This window comes from Burkholderia sp. GW821-FHT14F03, from assembly GCF_058803765.1.
On sequence record NZ_JBXAPG010000037.1, the window covers coordinates 53398 to 70013 of the forward strand.

The following is a 16616-nucleotide window of genomic DNA, read 5'->3' on the forward strand; positions in this document are numbered from 1 at the left end:
CATCATGAACGCCGACCTCCCGCCAGCATGGATAAATCGGCCAGCGCGACGAACACCCCGACCGAGCCGGATGCCGCGAGATAACGCGGCTCCCAATGCGGCTCGAACTTGCTTTTGAACGCGCGCAAGCCGCGGAAATTGTAGAAACGGCCGCCGAAGCGCCAGACGATCCGGCCGAGCCGGTGCCACGGCGACGACATCGGCGCCGCGCCCATGCCGGAGAACGGCGCGATGCCGAGGCTCAGGCGCAGCAGCCCGTCCTGCTTCAGGTGCAGCGCGAGCTGCGTGAACAGGTATTCCATCGCATACGGCGATGCGCCCGGCACGTGGCGCATCACGCCGACCGTCGCCTCGGTGTTGAGGTCGGTCGTCATGAAGGTGACGAACGCGATCGGCGCGCCGCCCTGGCGCACCAGCATCACCGACTGGGTCGAGAGATAGCCGTCATGGAACGCGGCGACCGAGAAGCTCTTCTCGCGCGCGTCGCGGCTGTCGAGCCAGTCGTCGGAGATGCCGCGCAGCACGGGGAGCGCGTCGGGCACGTCGGCCGGCGCGATCGTCTCGACGCTGAGCCCGTCGCGCTCCGCGCGCCGCAGCGCGTAGCGCAGGTGCGCGCGGTGCGGGCCGTTCAGGTCGAACGCGTCGAGCGCGATGTGCGCTTCCTCGCCGAGCTTCATCAGCGTCAGGCCGGCATCGAGATAGAGCGGCAGCGCGTTCGCGCGCACTTGGTAGAACGCCGCGCGGCCGCCGTGCGCATGCGCGAGCGCGATGAACTTGCCGATCAGCCCGGCCCACTCCGCGCGCGGCCCGACCGGGTCGTGCAGCGCGGCCCAGGTGCGGCCGTGCTTCGCATACATCAGGAACGCACCGCGCGATTCCGAGAACAGGAAGCTCTTGTCGCCCATCAGCGCGAGCCCGGCGTCGCTGCATTCCTGCGCGCGCACGATCCGCTCCGCGTCGGCGAGATCCTGCTCGGAGGGCGTCACGAAGCGGCCGGGCGCGGGGCGCAGCAGCTGCCACAGCGCGACGATCGCCGCGCACAGGCCGGCGGCGAGCGTCGCGCGCAGCGCGCGCGAGGCGCGCTCGTCGAACGAGAAATGCGACCACAGCTCGCGGGTGTATGGGATGTCGCGGAACGCGAACAGCAGCACCCACACGGCGAGCATCAGCACCAGCGCGACCGAGGCGAACCAGCTTGCGGTGAAACGCTCGGCGAACAGCGACGAGTGGCGGTTGAAATGACCGCGGCTCGCGACCAGCAGCCCGAGCAGCGAGCCGAGCACGCCGGCCTCGACGAACGCGAGCCCCTTCGTCAGCGAGAGCGCGAGGCTGATCGCCGTGATCGCGAAGGTCATCCACCAGGCGGCGTCGAGGCGGCGCAGCAGCCCGCGCGCGACGAACAGCAGCGCGACGCCGAGCACGCTGCACAGCACCTGCGAGCCTTCGAGCACCCACAGCGGCACGAGGTCGTGCAGCACCGCGATCCGATGGCGGAACGCGGGCGTCGCGCCCGAGATCACCAGCATGCCGCCGACCGAGAAGGTCACGAGGCTCAGGAACAGCGGCGCGAGATGCGGCACGCGCGCGGCGCGTTCGCGCAGCGCGCGCCCCTCGAACAGCGCGAGCAGGCCCGCCGACAGCACGAGCGGCACGCCGAAGTAGATCGCGCGATAGGCGATCAGCGCGGCGAGCATCGCGTTGGTGGGCACGCTCTGGCCGAGCGCGAACACCATCGCCGATTCGAACACGCCGATCCCGCCGGGCGTGTGGCCGATCATGCCGAGCAGCAGCGCGGCCGCGTAGATCGTCACGAAGCTCGCGAAGCCGACCTCCGCGTGCGGCAGCAGCGCCCACAGCGCGAGCCCGGCCGCGACCACGTCGATCACCGCGTAGCCGATCTGCGCGACCAGGTCGCGGCGCGCCGGCACGTTGAACGACAGCCAGCGCCAGCGCGTGCGCACCGGGTGCGGCTCGCGGCCGCACAGCGCGACGAGCAGCACGAACGGCGCGAGCAGCGCCGCGCCGCCCCAGGCGAGCGAGGCGGGCGCGGCGTGCAGCATCGGCGCGAGCTGCGCGGCGCCGCCGAGCATGCCGGCGGCCGTCATCAGCACGAGCGCGCCCGCGAGCGTGCCGCTCATGAACACGGTCATGCGCCCGACCTGCGCGGGGCTCACGCCGGACGTGCCGTACACGCGCGCGCGCACCGCGCCGCCCGTGAGCGCGCCGAAGCCGGTCGCGTTGCCGAGCGCCGAGCCGGCGATCGCGCCGACCCACAGCGAGGTGCGCGGCACGCGCGCGTCGACATAGCGCAGCCCGACCGCGTCGCGGGCGACGAGCGCGAGATAGCTGAGCGCGGTGGCGGACAGCGCCGCGCCCCATTCGCCGGCCGACAGCCGGCGCAGTTGACGGATCACGGAGCGGTAGTCGACGCTCGAGGACAGATGCTGGAAGACGAGCAGCAAGGCGATGCCAATGCCGATCGCGAGGAGCGGCGACAGCAGACGATCGCGATACGGCAGGCGGGACGTGCGTGCCAGCATCCCCGCCGCCCGTCGCGCCATTTCGGTGAATTTCATGAATCCGTGGAGGTATGCACGCACCTGGTGCGCCGTTTCAGGGCGCGGCTCGGCTTGTTCTACGTGGGCGTCGGCCCGGTTTATGCAAGCGGTGCGTGATTACAGGAGGGTTGCAGTTTACAGGGTGCGTCTTACAGATTCATTAATCATATTGAGGGGATTTGTCGCGAAGTTTGTGGGTCGCGATCCGGGGTATCAGGCGGGCGCCAGCGGCGCGCCCCGTGCGGCGCGCCGCGCCGTGCGCGAAGCCCGCGACGGACGGGGCGTGCGGGCGGCGGCGCGTTGATTTGGCCCTATGTCGATTCGTGTGCGCGTTTACGCGATTTTTATGTCCGGCGGCGCGGCGAGGGCCGCGCCGCCGGCGCGGGGCGGGCCCGCTATTCGTTCATCATGCGGACCTTGACCTTCTTGCCCTTGAGCTTGCCCGCGTTCAGCTTGCGCAGCGCTTCGCGCGCGATGCCGCGCTCGACGGCCACGTAGGTGGAGAACTCGGTCACGTTGATCTTGCCGATCTGCGCGGCGCTGAAGCCGGCGTCGCCGGTGAGCGCGCCCAGCACGTCGCCCGGGCGGATCTTCTCCTTGCGTCCGCCGAGGATCTGCAAGGTGTCCATCGGCGGCAAGAGCGGCTTGTCGTTCGCGGGGGTGAGCGATGCCAGCGGCTGCCATTCGACCTCGCGGCCCTGCGCCTGCTCGATCGCGCCGACCCGGCCCATCTCGTTCATGCTCGCGAGGCTCAGCGCCCAGCCGTCCTGGTCCGCGCGCCCGGTGCGGCCGATCCGGTGCACGTGCACCTCGGGGTCGGGCGTCACGTCGACGTTGATCACGGCTTCGAGCTGCGCGATGTCGAGGCCGCGCGCGGCGACGTCGGTCGCGACCAGCACCGAGCAGCTGCGGTTCGCGAACTGGATCAGAACCTGATCGCGGTCGCGCTGGTCCAGCTCGCCGTGCAGCGCGAGCGCGTGGATGCCTTGCGCGACCAGGACGTCGAGCAGGTCGCGGCACTGCTGCCGGGTGTTGCAGAACGCGATCGTGCTGACCGGCCGGTAGTGGTCGAGCAGCAGGCCGACCGCGTGCAGCCGTTCGTCCTCGGTCACTTCATAGAAGCGCTGGCGGATCTTGCTGTCGTCGTGGCGCTCGGCGAGCTTCACTTCCTTCGGCTCGCGCAGCAACTGGCGCGCGAGCTTCGCGATGCCGTCCGGGTAGGTCGCCGAGAACAGCAGTGTCTGGCGCGTGGCGGGGCAGCGGCGCGCGACCGTGGCGATGTCATCGAAGAAACCCATGTCGAGCATGCGGTCCGCCTCGTCGAGCACCAGCGTGTTCAACGCGCCGAGCGCGAGGGCTTCGCGATCGAGGTGATCCAGGATGCGGCCCGGCGTGCCGACCACGACGTGCGCGCCGTGCGCGAGGCTCGCGGCCTGCGGGCGGATCGGCGTGCCGCCGCACAGCGTCAGCACCTTGACGTTCTCTTCGGCGCGCGCGAGCCGGCGGATCTCCTGCGTGACCTGGTCGGCCAGCTCGCGGGTCGGGCACAGCACGAGCGCCTGCACGTCGAAGCGGCTGGTGTCGAGGCGCGCGAGCAGGCTCAGCGCGAACGCGGCGGTCTTGCCGCTGCCGGTCTTGGCCTGTGCGATCAGGTCGTGGCCGGCGAGCGCGAGCGGCAGGCTGGCCGCCTGGATCGGCGTCATCTCGGCATAGCCGAGCTGCGCGAGGTTGGCCTGCGTCGCGGGCGACAGCGGCAGTGTGCTGAACGGGGCGGCGGCGCTCATGGGGCCATCCACAGATCCGGGCGGCCCGGCAGCTGTTCATAGGCGACCGTGCCGTCCTCGGCCTCGAAGCGCTCGACGTAATTGCGCGCGCCGCACAGTGGGCAGCGGAACAGGAGGCCCTGGCCTTCGTCCTTGATGACGACGTCGGACAGCGCCCATGGCGAGCCGCAGCTCTGGTTTCTACAGGTGAACACGATCAATCTCCAGCTGGATTCGGTGGCGCCGGCAGGGGGCGCCGGGCGGTCGGGCGCGCGGAGGGCGCGGGCCTGGGTGGGGTGGTCGCGAAAGCGCGAAGGCCGTCATTTTAACGGATGCGGGCCATCGAGCGGTGCGCGCGGGTTGTGCCGCGTGTGCGGGGCCGGGGTTCGGGGGCGGCGGGCGGCCGTCGGCGTGTCAGGCACGGGGGCGGCGGCGCGCGGCGGCCGCGAGCGCGTCGTGCATGAAATCGACGAAGCGCGCGGTCACCGGCTTGTCGCGGCCCGCGTGCCACGCGAGCCCGATCTCCCAGCGCGCGGCCGCGTCGCGCAGGCGCAGCACGCGCGCGTCGCGCAGCAGGTGTTCGGCGCGCGACGGCACGAAGGCCGCGCCGACCTCCGCCACCACGGTCGCGAGCACGGTCTGGATATCGTCGGCGTGCTGCGTCACGCGCGGCGTGAAGTCGTGCGCGGCGCACCAGCGGTCGATCTGCGCGGCGATGCCGGAACCCTGGTTGCGTGTGAGGGCGACGAAGCCCAGCGTGTTCAGCACCTCGAGATTGGCGGGCAGCCGCGTGAACCGCATGGACTGCGGCAGCGCGAGCCCGAGGTATTCGTCGACGACGTGGAAGGCGTCGAGGTTCGGGTCGTCCGGCATGCGCATGAAGCCGACGTCGAGCCGGTCGGCGAGCATGCGGCTGGTTTGGATGTCGGACGGCAGGTCGTGCAGCGTCACGTCGACCTGCGGATGCCGGCGCCGGAACTCGGCGATCAGGCGCGGTGCGAGCGGCAGCACCGAGATGCACACGCCGATGCGCAGACGCCCGCGCGCGCCGCTGCCCACCTCGCGGGCGCGTGCGAGCAGCGCGTCGGCGTCGCGCACGAGTGCCTGGGCGTCGGGGAGGAAGGTCGCGCCGAACGTGGTCAGCTCCGCGCCGTGCCGGCCGCGCTCGAACAGGCGCGCGCCGAGGCTCGATTCGAGCGCCGCGATCTGCTTGCTCAGCGCGGGCTGGCTCAGCGCGAGCGCATCGGCTGCCTGACCGAAATGCCGGGATTCGACCACCGTGAGGAATGCGCGGAGGAGTTTGAGTTCCATTCTCTTGGGTTATTAAAACCGTCAAAACATTCATTTTACGTATTTAAGGCGTCGCGCTTCAATGGGGGTGTGCCGATTTGGGCATGCGTCTACGGGGGAGACATGAAGGCAGCAGCATCGGGAGGGGTGAGGATCGCGTCGGTTTCGTTGCCTGCGCTGGCGGGCGATGCCGACGCGCGCGCTGCGACGCTGGCAGGGGCGTTGCGGCGGGCGGCGCGGGAGGGGGTTGAGCTGGCGGTGTTTCCGCCTGCGTGTCTGACGGGCGGTGTCGATCCGGCGGCGTTCGGCACGGGTGCGCTGGCCGCGCTTGCGCAGCCGGTTGACGGTCCGGCGCTGGCCGCGCTTGCGCGTGCGGTTGATGCGACCGGCGTGGCGGCGGGTGTCGGGCTGATCGAGCAGGGGCGTGATGGTCGCCTGTACGACAGCTATGCGCTTTGCGCGCCGGGCGGGTATTGGCACTGGCACCGTCAGCTGCATGCGCGCGATCCGCGCTTCGCGCGCGGCGACAGCGTGAGCGTGCAGTCATCGCCGTGGGGGATGAGGATCGGGATTCTGCTCGATGCGGATGTGTTTGTCGCCGATACGATGCGGGTCGCGGCGCTCGCGGGGGCCGATTTGCTGATCGCGCCGCATCGGTTGTCGACGCGTGATTCCCATGCCTGGGCGCGTTGCGTGCTGCCGGCGCGTGCGCTTGATAACGGGGTTTATGTGGTGGCGAATGGGGTGGGGGTCTCGTCGGCGGTCGAGCCTCTCGCCTGTGTGATCGATCCGGCGGGGTGTCTGGTCGCGAGCGATGCCGAGGCGGTGCTGGCGGATGCGCGGATCGCGGCGCGCAGTGCGGGCCGCGCGTGGTTCGGTGTGCGTCGGCCGGAGTTGTATGGGAGGCTTGCTGCGGCGCATGCCGACACGCCGCCGCGGCGACGTGCGAGCGTTGCAGGTGGATCGATCGCATTGGGCGTGGCGATCGTACCGCGTCGGCGTGATGTGGAATGAGGTGGGTGCGGGGCTTGGTGTTGGGCGTCACGCGGTGAGCGTCGGTCTTTGCGACTTATCTGACAAGAACTCAATCAGAAAGCTACGCCGAAACCTGCGCCTGGTATTTTCGTGGACGTCCGAATTCGTCATTCGAGTCGCCGTGCAAGGAACGGCCGTTCTCAAAATCCATCTTTTGGGATGGGCCGTTGCCGACTCGTTTCGGTCAATCACAAGATATTCGATACAGGATCGCCCGAAGCTGGTGCAGGCAGCCCGGATTGCTATGCGTTTCGCTTGGGGTTCCACGCCTTGTGTACGAACTCAAGACGATTGCCATCGAAGTCAGCAACATTGGCGGCGTAGTATCCGGGGGCGAAATAGGTACGATCTGCCGGCTTCCCTTCATCGATGCCGCCGGCTTTGATTGCAGCTGCGTAGGCGGCGTCGACCAGTTCATTCGTGTCGCAGACGATCCCGAGGTAAAGCCCGGTCTCGCCGTGCCTGCGTTGACGTAGCCAGATGCTCGATCCAACACCCTTTCCGTTGCCATACACGTCGTCGCCGATGCCGTAAAGATCCGGGATGCCATCCGGGCCCGAGGCGGAGTCGTAGTTGCCGAACACTCTCCAGCCTAGTGGCTTCAAGGCTTCCGAATAGAACGCCATCGCCTTGTCGATGTCGGTGACTGAGATGTAAACGTGGTCGATCATTTGGCGTCCTTCGAGGTGGATGGGTGCTGCGTGTGTCCAACTATATGTGACAGTTTAGCGCTCATGCACCAGCTGGCGATCGAGCGTCTTCTGATCCGTGATGCATCAGGCGCTGAACCTCAAGACCCGACCACTTACCCATCGACCACCCCCCCCTCCCGCATCCTCTCGACCCCAGGCGGATGCCCCACAACCCGCTTGAACGCACGACTAAACGCCGCAAGCGACCCATATCCCAGCCGATAAGCGACATTCTCAATCGGCTCACAGTCACGCGCAATCCACTGCGCAGCGAGCCGCATACGCAACTCAGTCAAATACCGCACCGGCGTCATACCCGTAGCCGCCAGAAAGCGTTCCGCGAACACCGTGCGCGAATGCCCCATCTCGGCCGCGAGTTCCGCCACAGTCCAATTCCGCCCCGGCTCGCGATGCAGCGCGACGATCGCGCGGCCGAGCCGCGGGTCGCGCAGCGCGCGCACCCAGCCCGACGCATCGCCGCAGCCGCACTCGACCCAGCCGCGCACGATACAAGCGGCGACCACGTCGGCGAGCCGCGCGAGTATCCCGGCGAATCCAGCCCGTTCCGCGCACGATTCGCGCTCCATCGCGTCGAGGATCGGCCGGATCTCCGGATAGCGGTCGACCAGCGTGCCGACATGCATCACCTCGGGCATCGACGCGACGAGCGGCTGCATCCCGCCGAGATCGAGGTCCATGCAGCCGCTGAAAATCAACGCCTCGTCCGCACCCGGCGCGCCCGCGCGGACGTGCTCGAACGGCTGCGCGGCGCTGACGCCGGTCACGGCATCGCAGATCGGCACCGCCTCGAACGCGGTGATCGCACGGCACGGCACGTCGGGCGCGGACAGCAGCGCATGCGCGCGCCCGTGCGGCAGCAACAGCGCGTCGCCGGCCGACAGCGTCCACGGCGCGCCACCCTCGACACTCAGCAGCACCGCGCCGCGCGCCACGAAATGGAATTGCGCGCGCCCGGGCGTATGACCGAAGCTGACGCCGAACGGCGGCGCGGCCTGGATGCGGCGATATTTGACGCCCGACAGACGCATGCCGAGCAGCAGTTCGCTCACGAGGTCGCGATGGTCGACAGAGGGCAGGGTAGCGGGCATCGGCGTGGAATCCGGACGATTGATCAAGTAATGCGGATTTTATGTCATAGATCGTCCCGCTGCCGATCGGTACGCTGACGACCTTGTCCATCACCGATTGCAGACGGAATCCCGCATGAGTACCAGCATCCAGTCCGCCGACTTCGTCCCGGCCGAGGCGTGCGTCCAGCCCGCGTGGGGCGCCGTGTTCGCGATGGCGTTCGGCGTGTTCAGCCTCGTCTCGGCGGAATTCCTGCCCGCGAGCCTGCTGACGCCGATGGCGTCGAACCTGCGCGTGACGGAGGGCGTGGCGGGGCAGGCGGTGACGGCCACCGCGACGGTCGCGCTGGTGACGAGCCTGCTGACCGCCGCGGCGACCCGCCATATCGACCGCCGGCGCGTGCTGCTCGCGTTCATGACGCTGCTGCTCGCCTCGAACCTGTGCGTCGCGTTCGCGCCGACGCTGCCGCTCGTCCTGCTGGGCCGGGTGCTGCTCGGCGTCGCGCTCGGCGGCTTCTGGACCATGGCGGCCGCCACCGCGATGCGGCTCGTGCCGCCCGCGATGGTGCCGCGCGCGCTGTCGATCATCTTCAGCGGCGTGTCGGTCGCGACCATCGCGGCCGCGCCGCTCGGCAGCTACTTCGGTCAACTGATCGGCTGGCGCGACGTGTTCCTGATCGCGGCGGGGCTCGGCGTGCTCGGGCTTGCCTGGCTCGCGGCCACGCTGCCCGCGATGGCGCCCAGCGGCGCGACCCGGCTGCGCACGCTGTTCGACGTGCTGCGCCGGCCGGGGGTTGCGCTCGGGATGCTCGCGACGATCCTCGTGTTCGTCGGGCACTTCGCGTTCTTCACGTATCTGCAGCCGTTCCTTGAAATCGTCACGGGCGTCGGCGTGAGCGGCCTGTCGGCGATCCTGCTCGGCTACGGCGTGGCGAACTTCATCGGCACCTCGCTCGCGGGCCGGCTGATCGAGCGCAGCCTGCGGCCGGTGCTGATCGCGATGCCGGCGCTGATGATCGTGCTCGGCGCGGCGCTGGTCCTACTCGGCCGCGCGCCGTTCGCGGATGCGCTGCTGGTCGCGCTGTGGGGCATGGCGTTCGGCGGGATTCCGGTCGCCTGGTCGACCTGGATCACGCGCACCGTGCCCGATGAGGCCGAGAGCGCGGGCGGCCTGATGATCGCGGCGGTGCAGATGGCGATCGCGACGGGCGCGGCCGCGGGCGGGGCCGTGTTCGACGCGAGCGGCGTGAACGGCGTATTCGTCGGCGCGGTCGGCGTCCTGGTGCTCGGCGTGTTGACGATCCTCTTCGGCGTGCCGGCACGCGGCGCGCAATGAACTGTTCCTGAAACTGAAATGATGATCGCGCGCGGTCCGGGCGTGCGATCGTTGACAGTATTACGAAATGGTTGCAATGCTGTTTGAGACGCTGAAACAGCATTCCTAAACGTATCGGCGTGAATGGGAGCGCGGCCCGAATTTCGAGTGCCGGAGTGATTCAGTTGTGCTGGCTGCGCTGGTAAAGTACGCGCAATTCGTTCGTACTATGACAATTGCATGCCACACGCGCCCATGTCCCCAACTCTGTCTTCATCACGCGCGAGGCGGCTGCCGGCCGCGGCGAGCGCTGCGCTGTTGCTGCCCGGCTGCACGTCGCGCGGCGCGCCCTCGTTCGAGATCTTCGGCGCGTACTTTCCCTTGTGGCTGGTGGGCGGCGTGCTCGGCCTCGTCGGCGCGCTGCTCGCGCACCGGCTGTTCGTCTCGACCGGCCTCGCGCAGGTGATGCCGTCGCAGCTGACGGTGTGCGTCGCGATCGGCATCGCGATCGCCGCGCTGGTCTGGCTCATCGGCACGGGGCAACTGCTATGAAAATGGCCGGCGTACGCAAGATCTCCGTCAAGGGCCGCGTGATCGCGATCGTCATCATCGCGCTCGGCGTGCTCATCGCCTGCTATGCGTATTACCGTTCGTCGCGCTTTCCATCGACCGACGACGCGACGATCGACGCCGACGTCGTGCACGTCGCGACGCCCGTCGGCGGGCGCATCGTGCGGCTCGCGGTCGAGGAGAACCAGTGCGTCAAGCAGGGCGACCTGCTGTTCGAGATCGATCCGCAGCCGTACCGCCTCACGTTGCAGCAGGCGCGCGCGGATCTCGAACTGGCGCGCGCGTCGCTCGATACGCGGCACAAGACCATCACGAGCGAGCGCGCGAACGCGGCGGTCGCCGACGACCAGACCAGCAAGGCCGCGCACAACTACGCGCTCGCGACCCGCAATGTCGACCGGATCGCGCCGCTCGCGGCGAAGGGCTACGTGCCGGCGCAGCAGCTGGATCAGGCGCAGGTCGCGCAGCGCGATGCGGAACTGTCGCTGCGCCAGGCGCAGCAGCAGAAGCAGGCGAGCGCGCAGGCGGTCGGCGACGACGCCGGCGCGATCGCGAGCGTGCACGCGCGCGAGGCCGCGGTCGCGCTCGCGCAGTACAACCTCGAACAGACCGTGGTGCGCGCGCCGCACAACGGCTACGTGACGGGCCTCACGGTGCTCGCGGGCGAGACGGTCGCGCCGAACCAGTCGCTGTTCACGCTGGTGCATGCGGACGAGTGGTTCGCGGTCGCGAACTTCCGCGAGGGCGCGCTCAAGCACATCGCGATCGGCGATTGCGCGACCGTTTATTCGATGATCGATCGCGGCCAGGCGATCAACGGCAAGGTCGTCGGCATCGGCGCGGGCGTCGCGGATTCCGATCGCATCAACCTGCCGCGCGCGCTGCCGATCGTCCAGCAATCGGTGAACTGGGTGCGGGTCGCGCAGCGCTTCCCGGTGCGGGTGCGGCTCGACGAACCGGCCGAGCGGCTGGTGCGGGTCGGCGCCAGCGCGATCGTCGAGGTCAGGCATGGCGCGGTTTGCCGCTGAACTGCGGCGGCCCGGTCTCGCCGATCTGCGCAAGCTGCTCGCGCCGTTCCCGGGGCGCGCGGCGACGGCCTCGCGCGTCGCGCTGATCTGCGCACTGACGACGCTCGTGACGATGGTGTACGGCACGCCCGAGGCGGCGCTGTCCGCCTATGTCGTGTTCTTCCTGATCCGCGCTGACCGCGTGACGAGCGTGGTGCTGAGCACGGTGATGCTGCTGCTGATCACGGTCGTGATCGCGATCGTGCTGGGCGTCGCGCTCGTCGTGCTCGACGAGCCGGCGTTGCGCGTGGCGGGGATCGCGGTGTTGTCCGCGGGGCTGCTGTTCGTCACCTCGGCGAGCAAGCTGCGGCCGGTCGGCGCGATCATCGCGATGCTCATCGGCTATACGCTCGACAAGCTCGGCAGCGTGCCGTTCGGCGAGGCCGCGACGCGCGCGCTGCTGTATGCGTGGCTGATGGTCGCGATTCCGGTCGCGGTGGCGATCGTCGTGAACCTCGCATGCGCGCCCTCGCCGCGCAAGCTGATGGGCCGCGAAATCGCGAAGCGGCTGCGGCTCGCGGCGCACGCGCTGCGCGAGCCCGAGGCGGCGCGCGACGCGATCGACGCCGGCGTGCGGCTCGGCGACGCGCAGCTCGGCACCTGGCTCAAGCTGTCGGTGCTGGAAGGCTCGACGCAGCGTGCGGACGCGCCCGCGTTCAAGCAGGCGATGTCGTCGACGCTCGCGATTCTCGGCGTCGCGTCGCTCGTGAGCCGCGAGCCGGCGGCGCGCCTGCCGGCCGCGTTCGTCGCGCCGCTCGCCGAGACGCTCGACGAGATGGCGGCGATGCTGGAAGCGGGCGGCTATCCGGTCGAGATCACGCTGGCGCTGCCGCCGCGCGACGGCCTGACGCCGCTTGCCCGGCTGGCCGTCGACAAGCTGGACGACGCGCTCACCGGCTTCGCCACGCCGACGGCGGACGTGCCGCCGCCCGTCGAGAAGAAGCGCGGCGGCTTCTTCCTGCCCGATGCATTCAGCAATCCCGAGCACATCCGCTACGCGCTCAAGACCACCGTGGCCGCGATGATCTGCTACCTGACCTATTCGCAACTCGACTGGTCCGGCATCCATACCTGCTTCATCACGGTCTACGTCGTGTCGCTCGGCACCACCGCGGAAACCGTCGAGAAGCTCACGCTGCGGATCGTCGGTTGTCTGGTCGGGGCCGCGCTCGGCACGGCCGCGCTGGTGTTCGTGATGCCGGTGCTGAACTCGATCGCGCAACTGCTGCTGGTGGTGCTGATCGGTTCGTGGCTGTCCGCGTGGATCGCGTTCGGCTCGCCGCGCATCGCCTACGCGGGCTTTCAGGTGGCGTTCGCGTTCTTCCTGTGCGTGATCCAGGGCGCGGCGCCGGCCTTCGACCTGACGATCGCGCGCGACCGCACGATCGGGATCCTGCTCGGCAACGTGGTCGTCTACCTGATCTTCACGCGCGTCTGGCCGGTCAGCGTCAGCGGGCGCGTCGATGCGACACTGGCCGCGTTGCGCGAGCAGTGGGCCAGGCTGACCGCGCTCACGCACGTGGCGACGCGGCGCACCCAGGCGGCCGCGGCGCTGGCCACCGGCGAGGCGCTGCGGCAGGACATCGCGCTCATGCATTACGAGCCGTCGTGGGTGCGGCCCTCGCCCGAATGGATCGGCGCGCGGCGCGCCACGCTTGCGCGGTTCGATGCATTGGAAGGGCCGATGCTGCTGCTGGCCGAGCGCCACCCGGGCGATCCGGCGATCGGCGATTGGCTGCGGCGGCTCGCGGAGGATGGGGCGCGCGAGGACGCGGCGTTCGGCGAACCCGTGGCGTCGGCTCCCGCGACGGGGTTGAATGCGGCGGCCGACGATATGCCGGCGCGCGCGGCTGCGACCGATGGTTCCGCCAAGCCCGTTGCTGATGCAGCGACGACCGTGGCCGACCGCGACGCGGCCGGTCGGCGCGGTGCAGCCGCGATCCCGAAGCCGGTCGACGCAAGCGCATCGTCCGCCTCGAATCCCGATGCAGCCACTTCGGCCGATGGTGGCGCGGACGGTCGGCGCGGTACGTCCTCATCCGCATCCCCGAAGCCGACCGCCGCAAGCGCACCGCCTGCCCCGACCCCCGATGCGGCGTCCGACCCGCTGCGCAACGCGTTGCGCGCGCTCGGCGACGCCCGCCTCATCCAACTCGAACGCGCGGCGTCGGACGACGCCGCGAAGGAGCACACGATTCATGCGCCGGCTTGACTTGCCTTTCGCGCTGGCGACCCTGGCCGCGCTGGCCGGATGCGCGACCTCGTCGCTCGACATGGCGCCCGACCGTCCCGACCGCCCCTGGCAGCCGGCCATCGACCCGACGGGCGCGATCGCGCCGGGCAAGCCGGCGACGGCCGCGACGGCCGCGCGCTACACGCTGCCGGCGAATCCCGCGCTCGCCGCGGTGCCGCCGCCGCCGGCCTCGCTCGATGCCGCGCACGCGTACAACCTGCCCGAGCTGATCGATCTCGCCGAGTCGGCCAATCCGCTCACGCGGATCGCGTGGAACGATGCGCGCAACGCCGCGCTCACGGCCGGCATCGCGAAGAGCGCGTACTTGCCGCAATTGTCGGCCACCGCGCTGGGCCGCTATGCGGGCGCGCACAGCAATTCGTCGAGCGCGCTCGGCGATTCGTCGATCAGCGGGACGACGCGCGGCGTGACCTCGGTGCTGTCGCTGCAATGGCTGCTGTTCGATTTCGGCGGCCGCGCGGCGCGCGTCGAGGCGGCGTCGCAGGCCTCGGTGATCGCGAACATCGGCTTCACCGCGACCCACCAGCAGGTGATCTACGACGTCAGCGTCGCCTACTACGCCTATCAGGCGGCGCGCGCGCGCATCGACACCGCGCAGCAGGGGCTCGACAACGCGGAGGCGATTCTCAAGGCCGCGCAGTCGCGCTATCGGCAGGGCATCGGCACCGTGATCGAAGTCGCGCAGGCGACCCAGAACCGCGCGCAGGCGAAGCTCGCACTGGTCCAGGCGCAGGGCGCGGAGAGCAACGGCTATCTCGCGCTGGTGTCCGCGATGGGCATCTCGCCGCTGTCGAAGCCGAAGATCGCGCCGCTGCCGGCGCGCGCGTTGTCGCCGGCGATGGGCGACTCGGTCGAGCAGATCGTCTCGACCGCAATCGCGCGCCGTCCCGACGTGCTGAGCGCGTATGCGGCCGAACGCGCGAGCGCCGCGAAGGTGAAGGCGGCGCAGTCGGAATTCATGCCGAAGATTTTCCTGTCCGCCTCGGGCGCGTACAACACGAGCAGTTCGTCGGTGTCGGCGGTGCCGGCGGTCGGCCAGCAACTGCCGGCGCTGAACGTGAGCGGCGGCCGCTACGGCGGCAGCGTGATGGTGGGCGTGACGATCCCGATCTACGATGGCGGGTTGCGCTCGGCGGTGCTCGCGCAGGCGCGCAACGACGCGGACAGCGCCTCGACCCGGCTCGCGCGCAGCCGCGAGGAAGCGGTCCGGCAGATCGTCGCCGCGCAGAACACCTTGCAGACGAGCCTGAGCGCGCATTCCGCCGCGAAGGATCTGCTGGATGCCGCGCGGACCACCTACGACGCGGCGTTCGATGCGTACCGGCATGGCGTCGGTTCGGTCACCGACGCGTTGCTCGCGCAGAACCAGCTGCTCGCGGCGCACAACGCGTATGCGGACAGCTACAGCAATGCGCTCGCGGCGGCCGCCTCGGTCGCGCTCGCGACGGGCGCGGTCGATTCGATTCCGAATCAGGCGCAGTGGTGAGGCCGCGCGGCGGCTCGACGAGCCCGGCCTGAGGCCCGAGCGGACGTCGCGTTATGACGCGCTGCCCGCATGCGCGACGGCTTTCGGCGGCCGCGTCCGCGCGCGCTCGGCCAGCAGTGCATGAAAAGCCCGCCGGATTCGTTCCACCGCATCCGTCTTGTAGGGGAACTGCGGGTTGTTCCCATGCACGAGCATGCTCGCGTTGACCTCGAACACGACGAGCGCGCCGTCGCGCGCGAGCGCGCAGTCGATCCCGAAGTAGTCGAGACCGATCGTGTCGCGGATCGCGTGCAGCGCCGCGCGCTGCGACGCATCGAACACGCCCCATGGCGCGTCGAGGAACGCGGCTTCCTCGTGCTGCATCCACGCGTGGGCGGCCATCTGCGTCGTCGCGTGATGGACCTTCCAGTGCTCGCCGATCGCGAGGTGGTACGGCAGGATCGCAGCGCCGACGAACAGGAAGCGATACTTGCGGAACAGGCCGTCGTCCGAGCGGTAATCGACGTACGGCGTCAGGTAGTAGTCCTGGTCGACGCGCTGCGCCACGAAGGCCCGCAGTTGCGCGGCGTCGTCCATCTTCTCGAAATCGTCGCCGCCGTGCGTGCCCGCGGGTCTTGCCAGCAGCGGGAACGCCGGCGGGAAGTCGAGTGCGCGCAGGTCGGCCGCGTGGCGGCGGCGCGTTTGCGGAACCTCGCAGCCCGGCAGGTGCGCAAGACGCCGCGCGATCGTCTCGCGATCCGTTTGCGCGACGCGGTCCGCCGGATTCACGATCGGCAGCCCCAGTTGCTCCGCCAGCGCCTGGGCGGGCGCGAGCAGCGCCAGGCTGCGGTCGACGTCGGAGATGAGGTTGACGACCACGTCCGCCTCGGCGCGGCAGCGTGCGATGTCGTAATCGAGATCGGGCAGCAGCGTGAGGACCTTGCTTTCGAACGGTGCGTGCTCGACGAGGAACTGGAACGGCGTGTTGCCCGCGCCGGGCGCGAACAGGAACAGCGCGCGGAATGCCGGCGGCGATACGGCGGCCGGCACGACGACGAGCGGCTGAAGATCGAGCGCGCGGCGGTAGCTCGCGCGCGCCGCGTCGTCGAGCCCCAGCGCCTGCTGGAGATTGGCGACGAGATGCAGGATCGCCGGATCGTCCGGCGTTTGTTCGAGCACCCGGTTGAAGTGTTCGAGCGCGAGCGCATGGCGGCCGGCGCAGGCCTGGGCGAGCCCGAGCTGCTGGTGGACGGCGACCGTGTCGGCGGTGTCGTGCAGCAGGAGTTGCAGATAACCGATCGCTTCGTCGAAGCGATTGGCGCGGATCAGCGTGTGGGCGAGGCCGAGGCAGGCGTCCCGATGACCGGGGGCGAGACCGAGCGCCTGGCGATAGTGGCGTTCCGCGAGGTCGAGCTGGCCTGCCTGCTGGTGCGAAGAGGCAAGCGCGAGAAAATGATCGATGGACATGATGGCTGGGCGCGCTGTATGCCCGCTGCAAGGGCGTGCGCGCAGACGACGA

At 69.8% G+C, this 16616-nt stretch carries 13 protein-coding genes; 6 read left to right on the forward strand and 7 right to left on the reverse strand.

Going from position 1 to position 16616, the window contains the following annotated elements; all coding sequences use genetic code 11:
- Nucleotides 1-2: 2 nt before the first annotated feature.
- The 4 genes from mprF to AC1RQF_RS23550 form a co-directional block, all read right to left on the reverse strand.
- The gene (mprF, locus tag AC1RQF_RS23535; RefSeq protein ID WP_492873091.1) at nt 3-2561 is read right to left on the reverse strand and encodes a bifunctional lysylphosphatidylglycerol flippase/synthetase MprF; all 2559 of its coding nucleotides are present in this window, start codon (nt 2559-2561) and stop codon (nt 3-5) included.
- A gap of 392 nt (nt 2562-2953) precedes the next feature.
- Entirely contained in the window at nt 2954-4342 is a 1389-nt protein-coding gene (gene dbpA / locus AC1RQF_RS23540) for an ATP-dependent RNA helicase DbpA (RefSeq protein WP_273996922.1), read from the reverse strand.
- On the reverse strand, nt 4339-4536 hold the full coding sequence (locus AC1RQF_RS23545) for a hypothetical protein (RefSeq protein ID WP_252985882.1): 198 nt from the start codon (nt 4534-4536) through the stop codon (nt 4339-4341). Before AC1RQF_RS23545 ends, dbpA begins: the two co-directional genes overlap by 4 nt.
- A gap of 199 nt (nt 4537-4735) precedes the next feature.
- A complete protein-coding gene (locus tag AC1RQF_RS23550) occupies nt 4736-5632 on the reverse strand; it encodes a LysR family transcriptional regulator (RefSeq protein WP_273996921.1) in 897 nt (298 codons plus the stop codon).
- 102 nt (nt 5633-5734) lie between these two features.
- Between AC1RQF_RS23550 and AC1RQF_RS23555 the strand changes: the two genes are divergently transcribed.
- Nucleotides 5735-6625 carry a nitrilase-related carbon-nitrogen hydrolase gene (locus AC1RQF_RS23555; RefSeq protein ID WP_273996920.1) on the forward strand — a complete coding sequence of 297 codons (891 nt, stop codon included), beginning with the start codon at nt 5735-5737 and terminating at the stop codon, nt 6623-6625.
- 263 nt (nt 6626-6888) lie between these two features.
- Here AC1RQF_RS23555 and AC1RQF_RS23560 read toward each other — a convergent pair whose 3' ends face one another.
- Both AC1RQF_RS23560 and AC1RQF_RS23565 read right to left on the reverse strand, forming a co-directional pair.
- The gene (locus AC1RQF_RS23560; protein WP_273996919.1) at nt 6889-7317 is read right to left on the reverse strand and encodes a VOC family protein; all 429 of its coding nucleotides are present in this window, start codon (nt 7315-7317) and stop codon (nt 6889-6891) included.
- Nucleotides 7318-7451: 134 nt separating this feature from the next.
- Nucleotides 7452-8447, reverse strand: a complete 996-nt coding sequence (locus AC1RQF_RS23565) for an AraC family transcriptional regulator (RefSeq protein WP_492873078.1) — start codon at nt 8445-8447, stop codon at nt 7452-7454.
- A 115-nt stretch (nt 8448-8562) separates the two neighbouring features.
- On the opposite strand from AC1RQF_RS23565, the gene AC1RQF_RS23570 reads away from it, so the two are divergent.
- From AC1RQF_RS23570 to AC1RQF_RS23590, 5 genes are all read left to right on the forward strand, one after another.
- Nucleotides 8563-9762 carry an MFS transporter gene (locus tag AC1RQF_RS23570; protein WP_492873079.1) on the forward strand — a complete coding sequence of 400 codons (1200 nt, stop codon included), beginning with the start codon at nt 8563-8565 and terminating at the stop codon, nt 9760-9762.
- Between the two features lie 234 nt (nt 9763-9996).
- Nucleotides 9997-10293: a hypothetical protein gene (locus AC1RQF_RS23575; RefSeq protein ID WP_273996917.1), complete on the forward strand. Its 297-nt coding sequence runs from the start codon at nt 9997-9999 to the stop codon at nt 10291-10293.
- Nucleotides 10290-11339 carry a multidrug transporter subunit MdtN gene (gene mdtN, locus AC1RQF_RS23580; RefSeq protein ID WP_492873080.1) on the forward strand — a complete coding sequence of 350 codons (1050 nt, stop codon included), beginning with the start codon at nt 10290-10292 and terminating at the stop codon, nt 11337-11339. Before AC1RQF_RS23575 ends, mdtN begins: the two co-directional genes overlap by 4 nt.
- On the forward strand, nt 11320-13590 hold the full coding sequence (locus AC1RQF_RS23585; protein WP_492873081.1) for an FUSC family protein: 2271 nt from the start codon (nt 11320-11322) through the stop codon (nt 13588-13590). Before mdtN ends, AC1RQF_RS23585 begins: the two co-directional genes overlap by 20 nt.
- The gene (locus AC1RQF_RS23590; RefSeq protein ID WP_492873082.1) at nt 13577-15118 is read left to right on the forward strand and encodes a TolC family protein; all 1542 of its coding nucleotides are present in this window, start codon (nt 13577-13579) and stop codon (nt 15116-15118) included. Before AC1RQF_RS23585 ends, AC1RQF_RS23590 begins: the two co-directional genes overlap by 14 nt.
- A 51-nt stretch (nt 15119-15169) precedes the next feature.
- Here the strand turns inward: AC1RQF_RS23590 and AC1RQF_RS23595 are convergent, their stop codons facing one another.
- Nucleotides 15170-16564 (reverse strand): ATP-grasp domain-containing protein, encoded by a 1395-nt coding sequence (locus AC1RQF_RS23595; protein ID WP_492873083.1) that lies wholly within the window; start codon nt 16562-16564, stop codon nt 15170-15172.
- Nucleotides 16565-16616 lie beyond the last annotated feature (52 nt).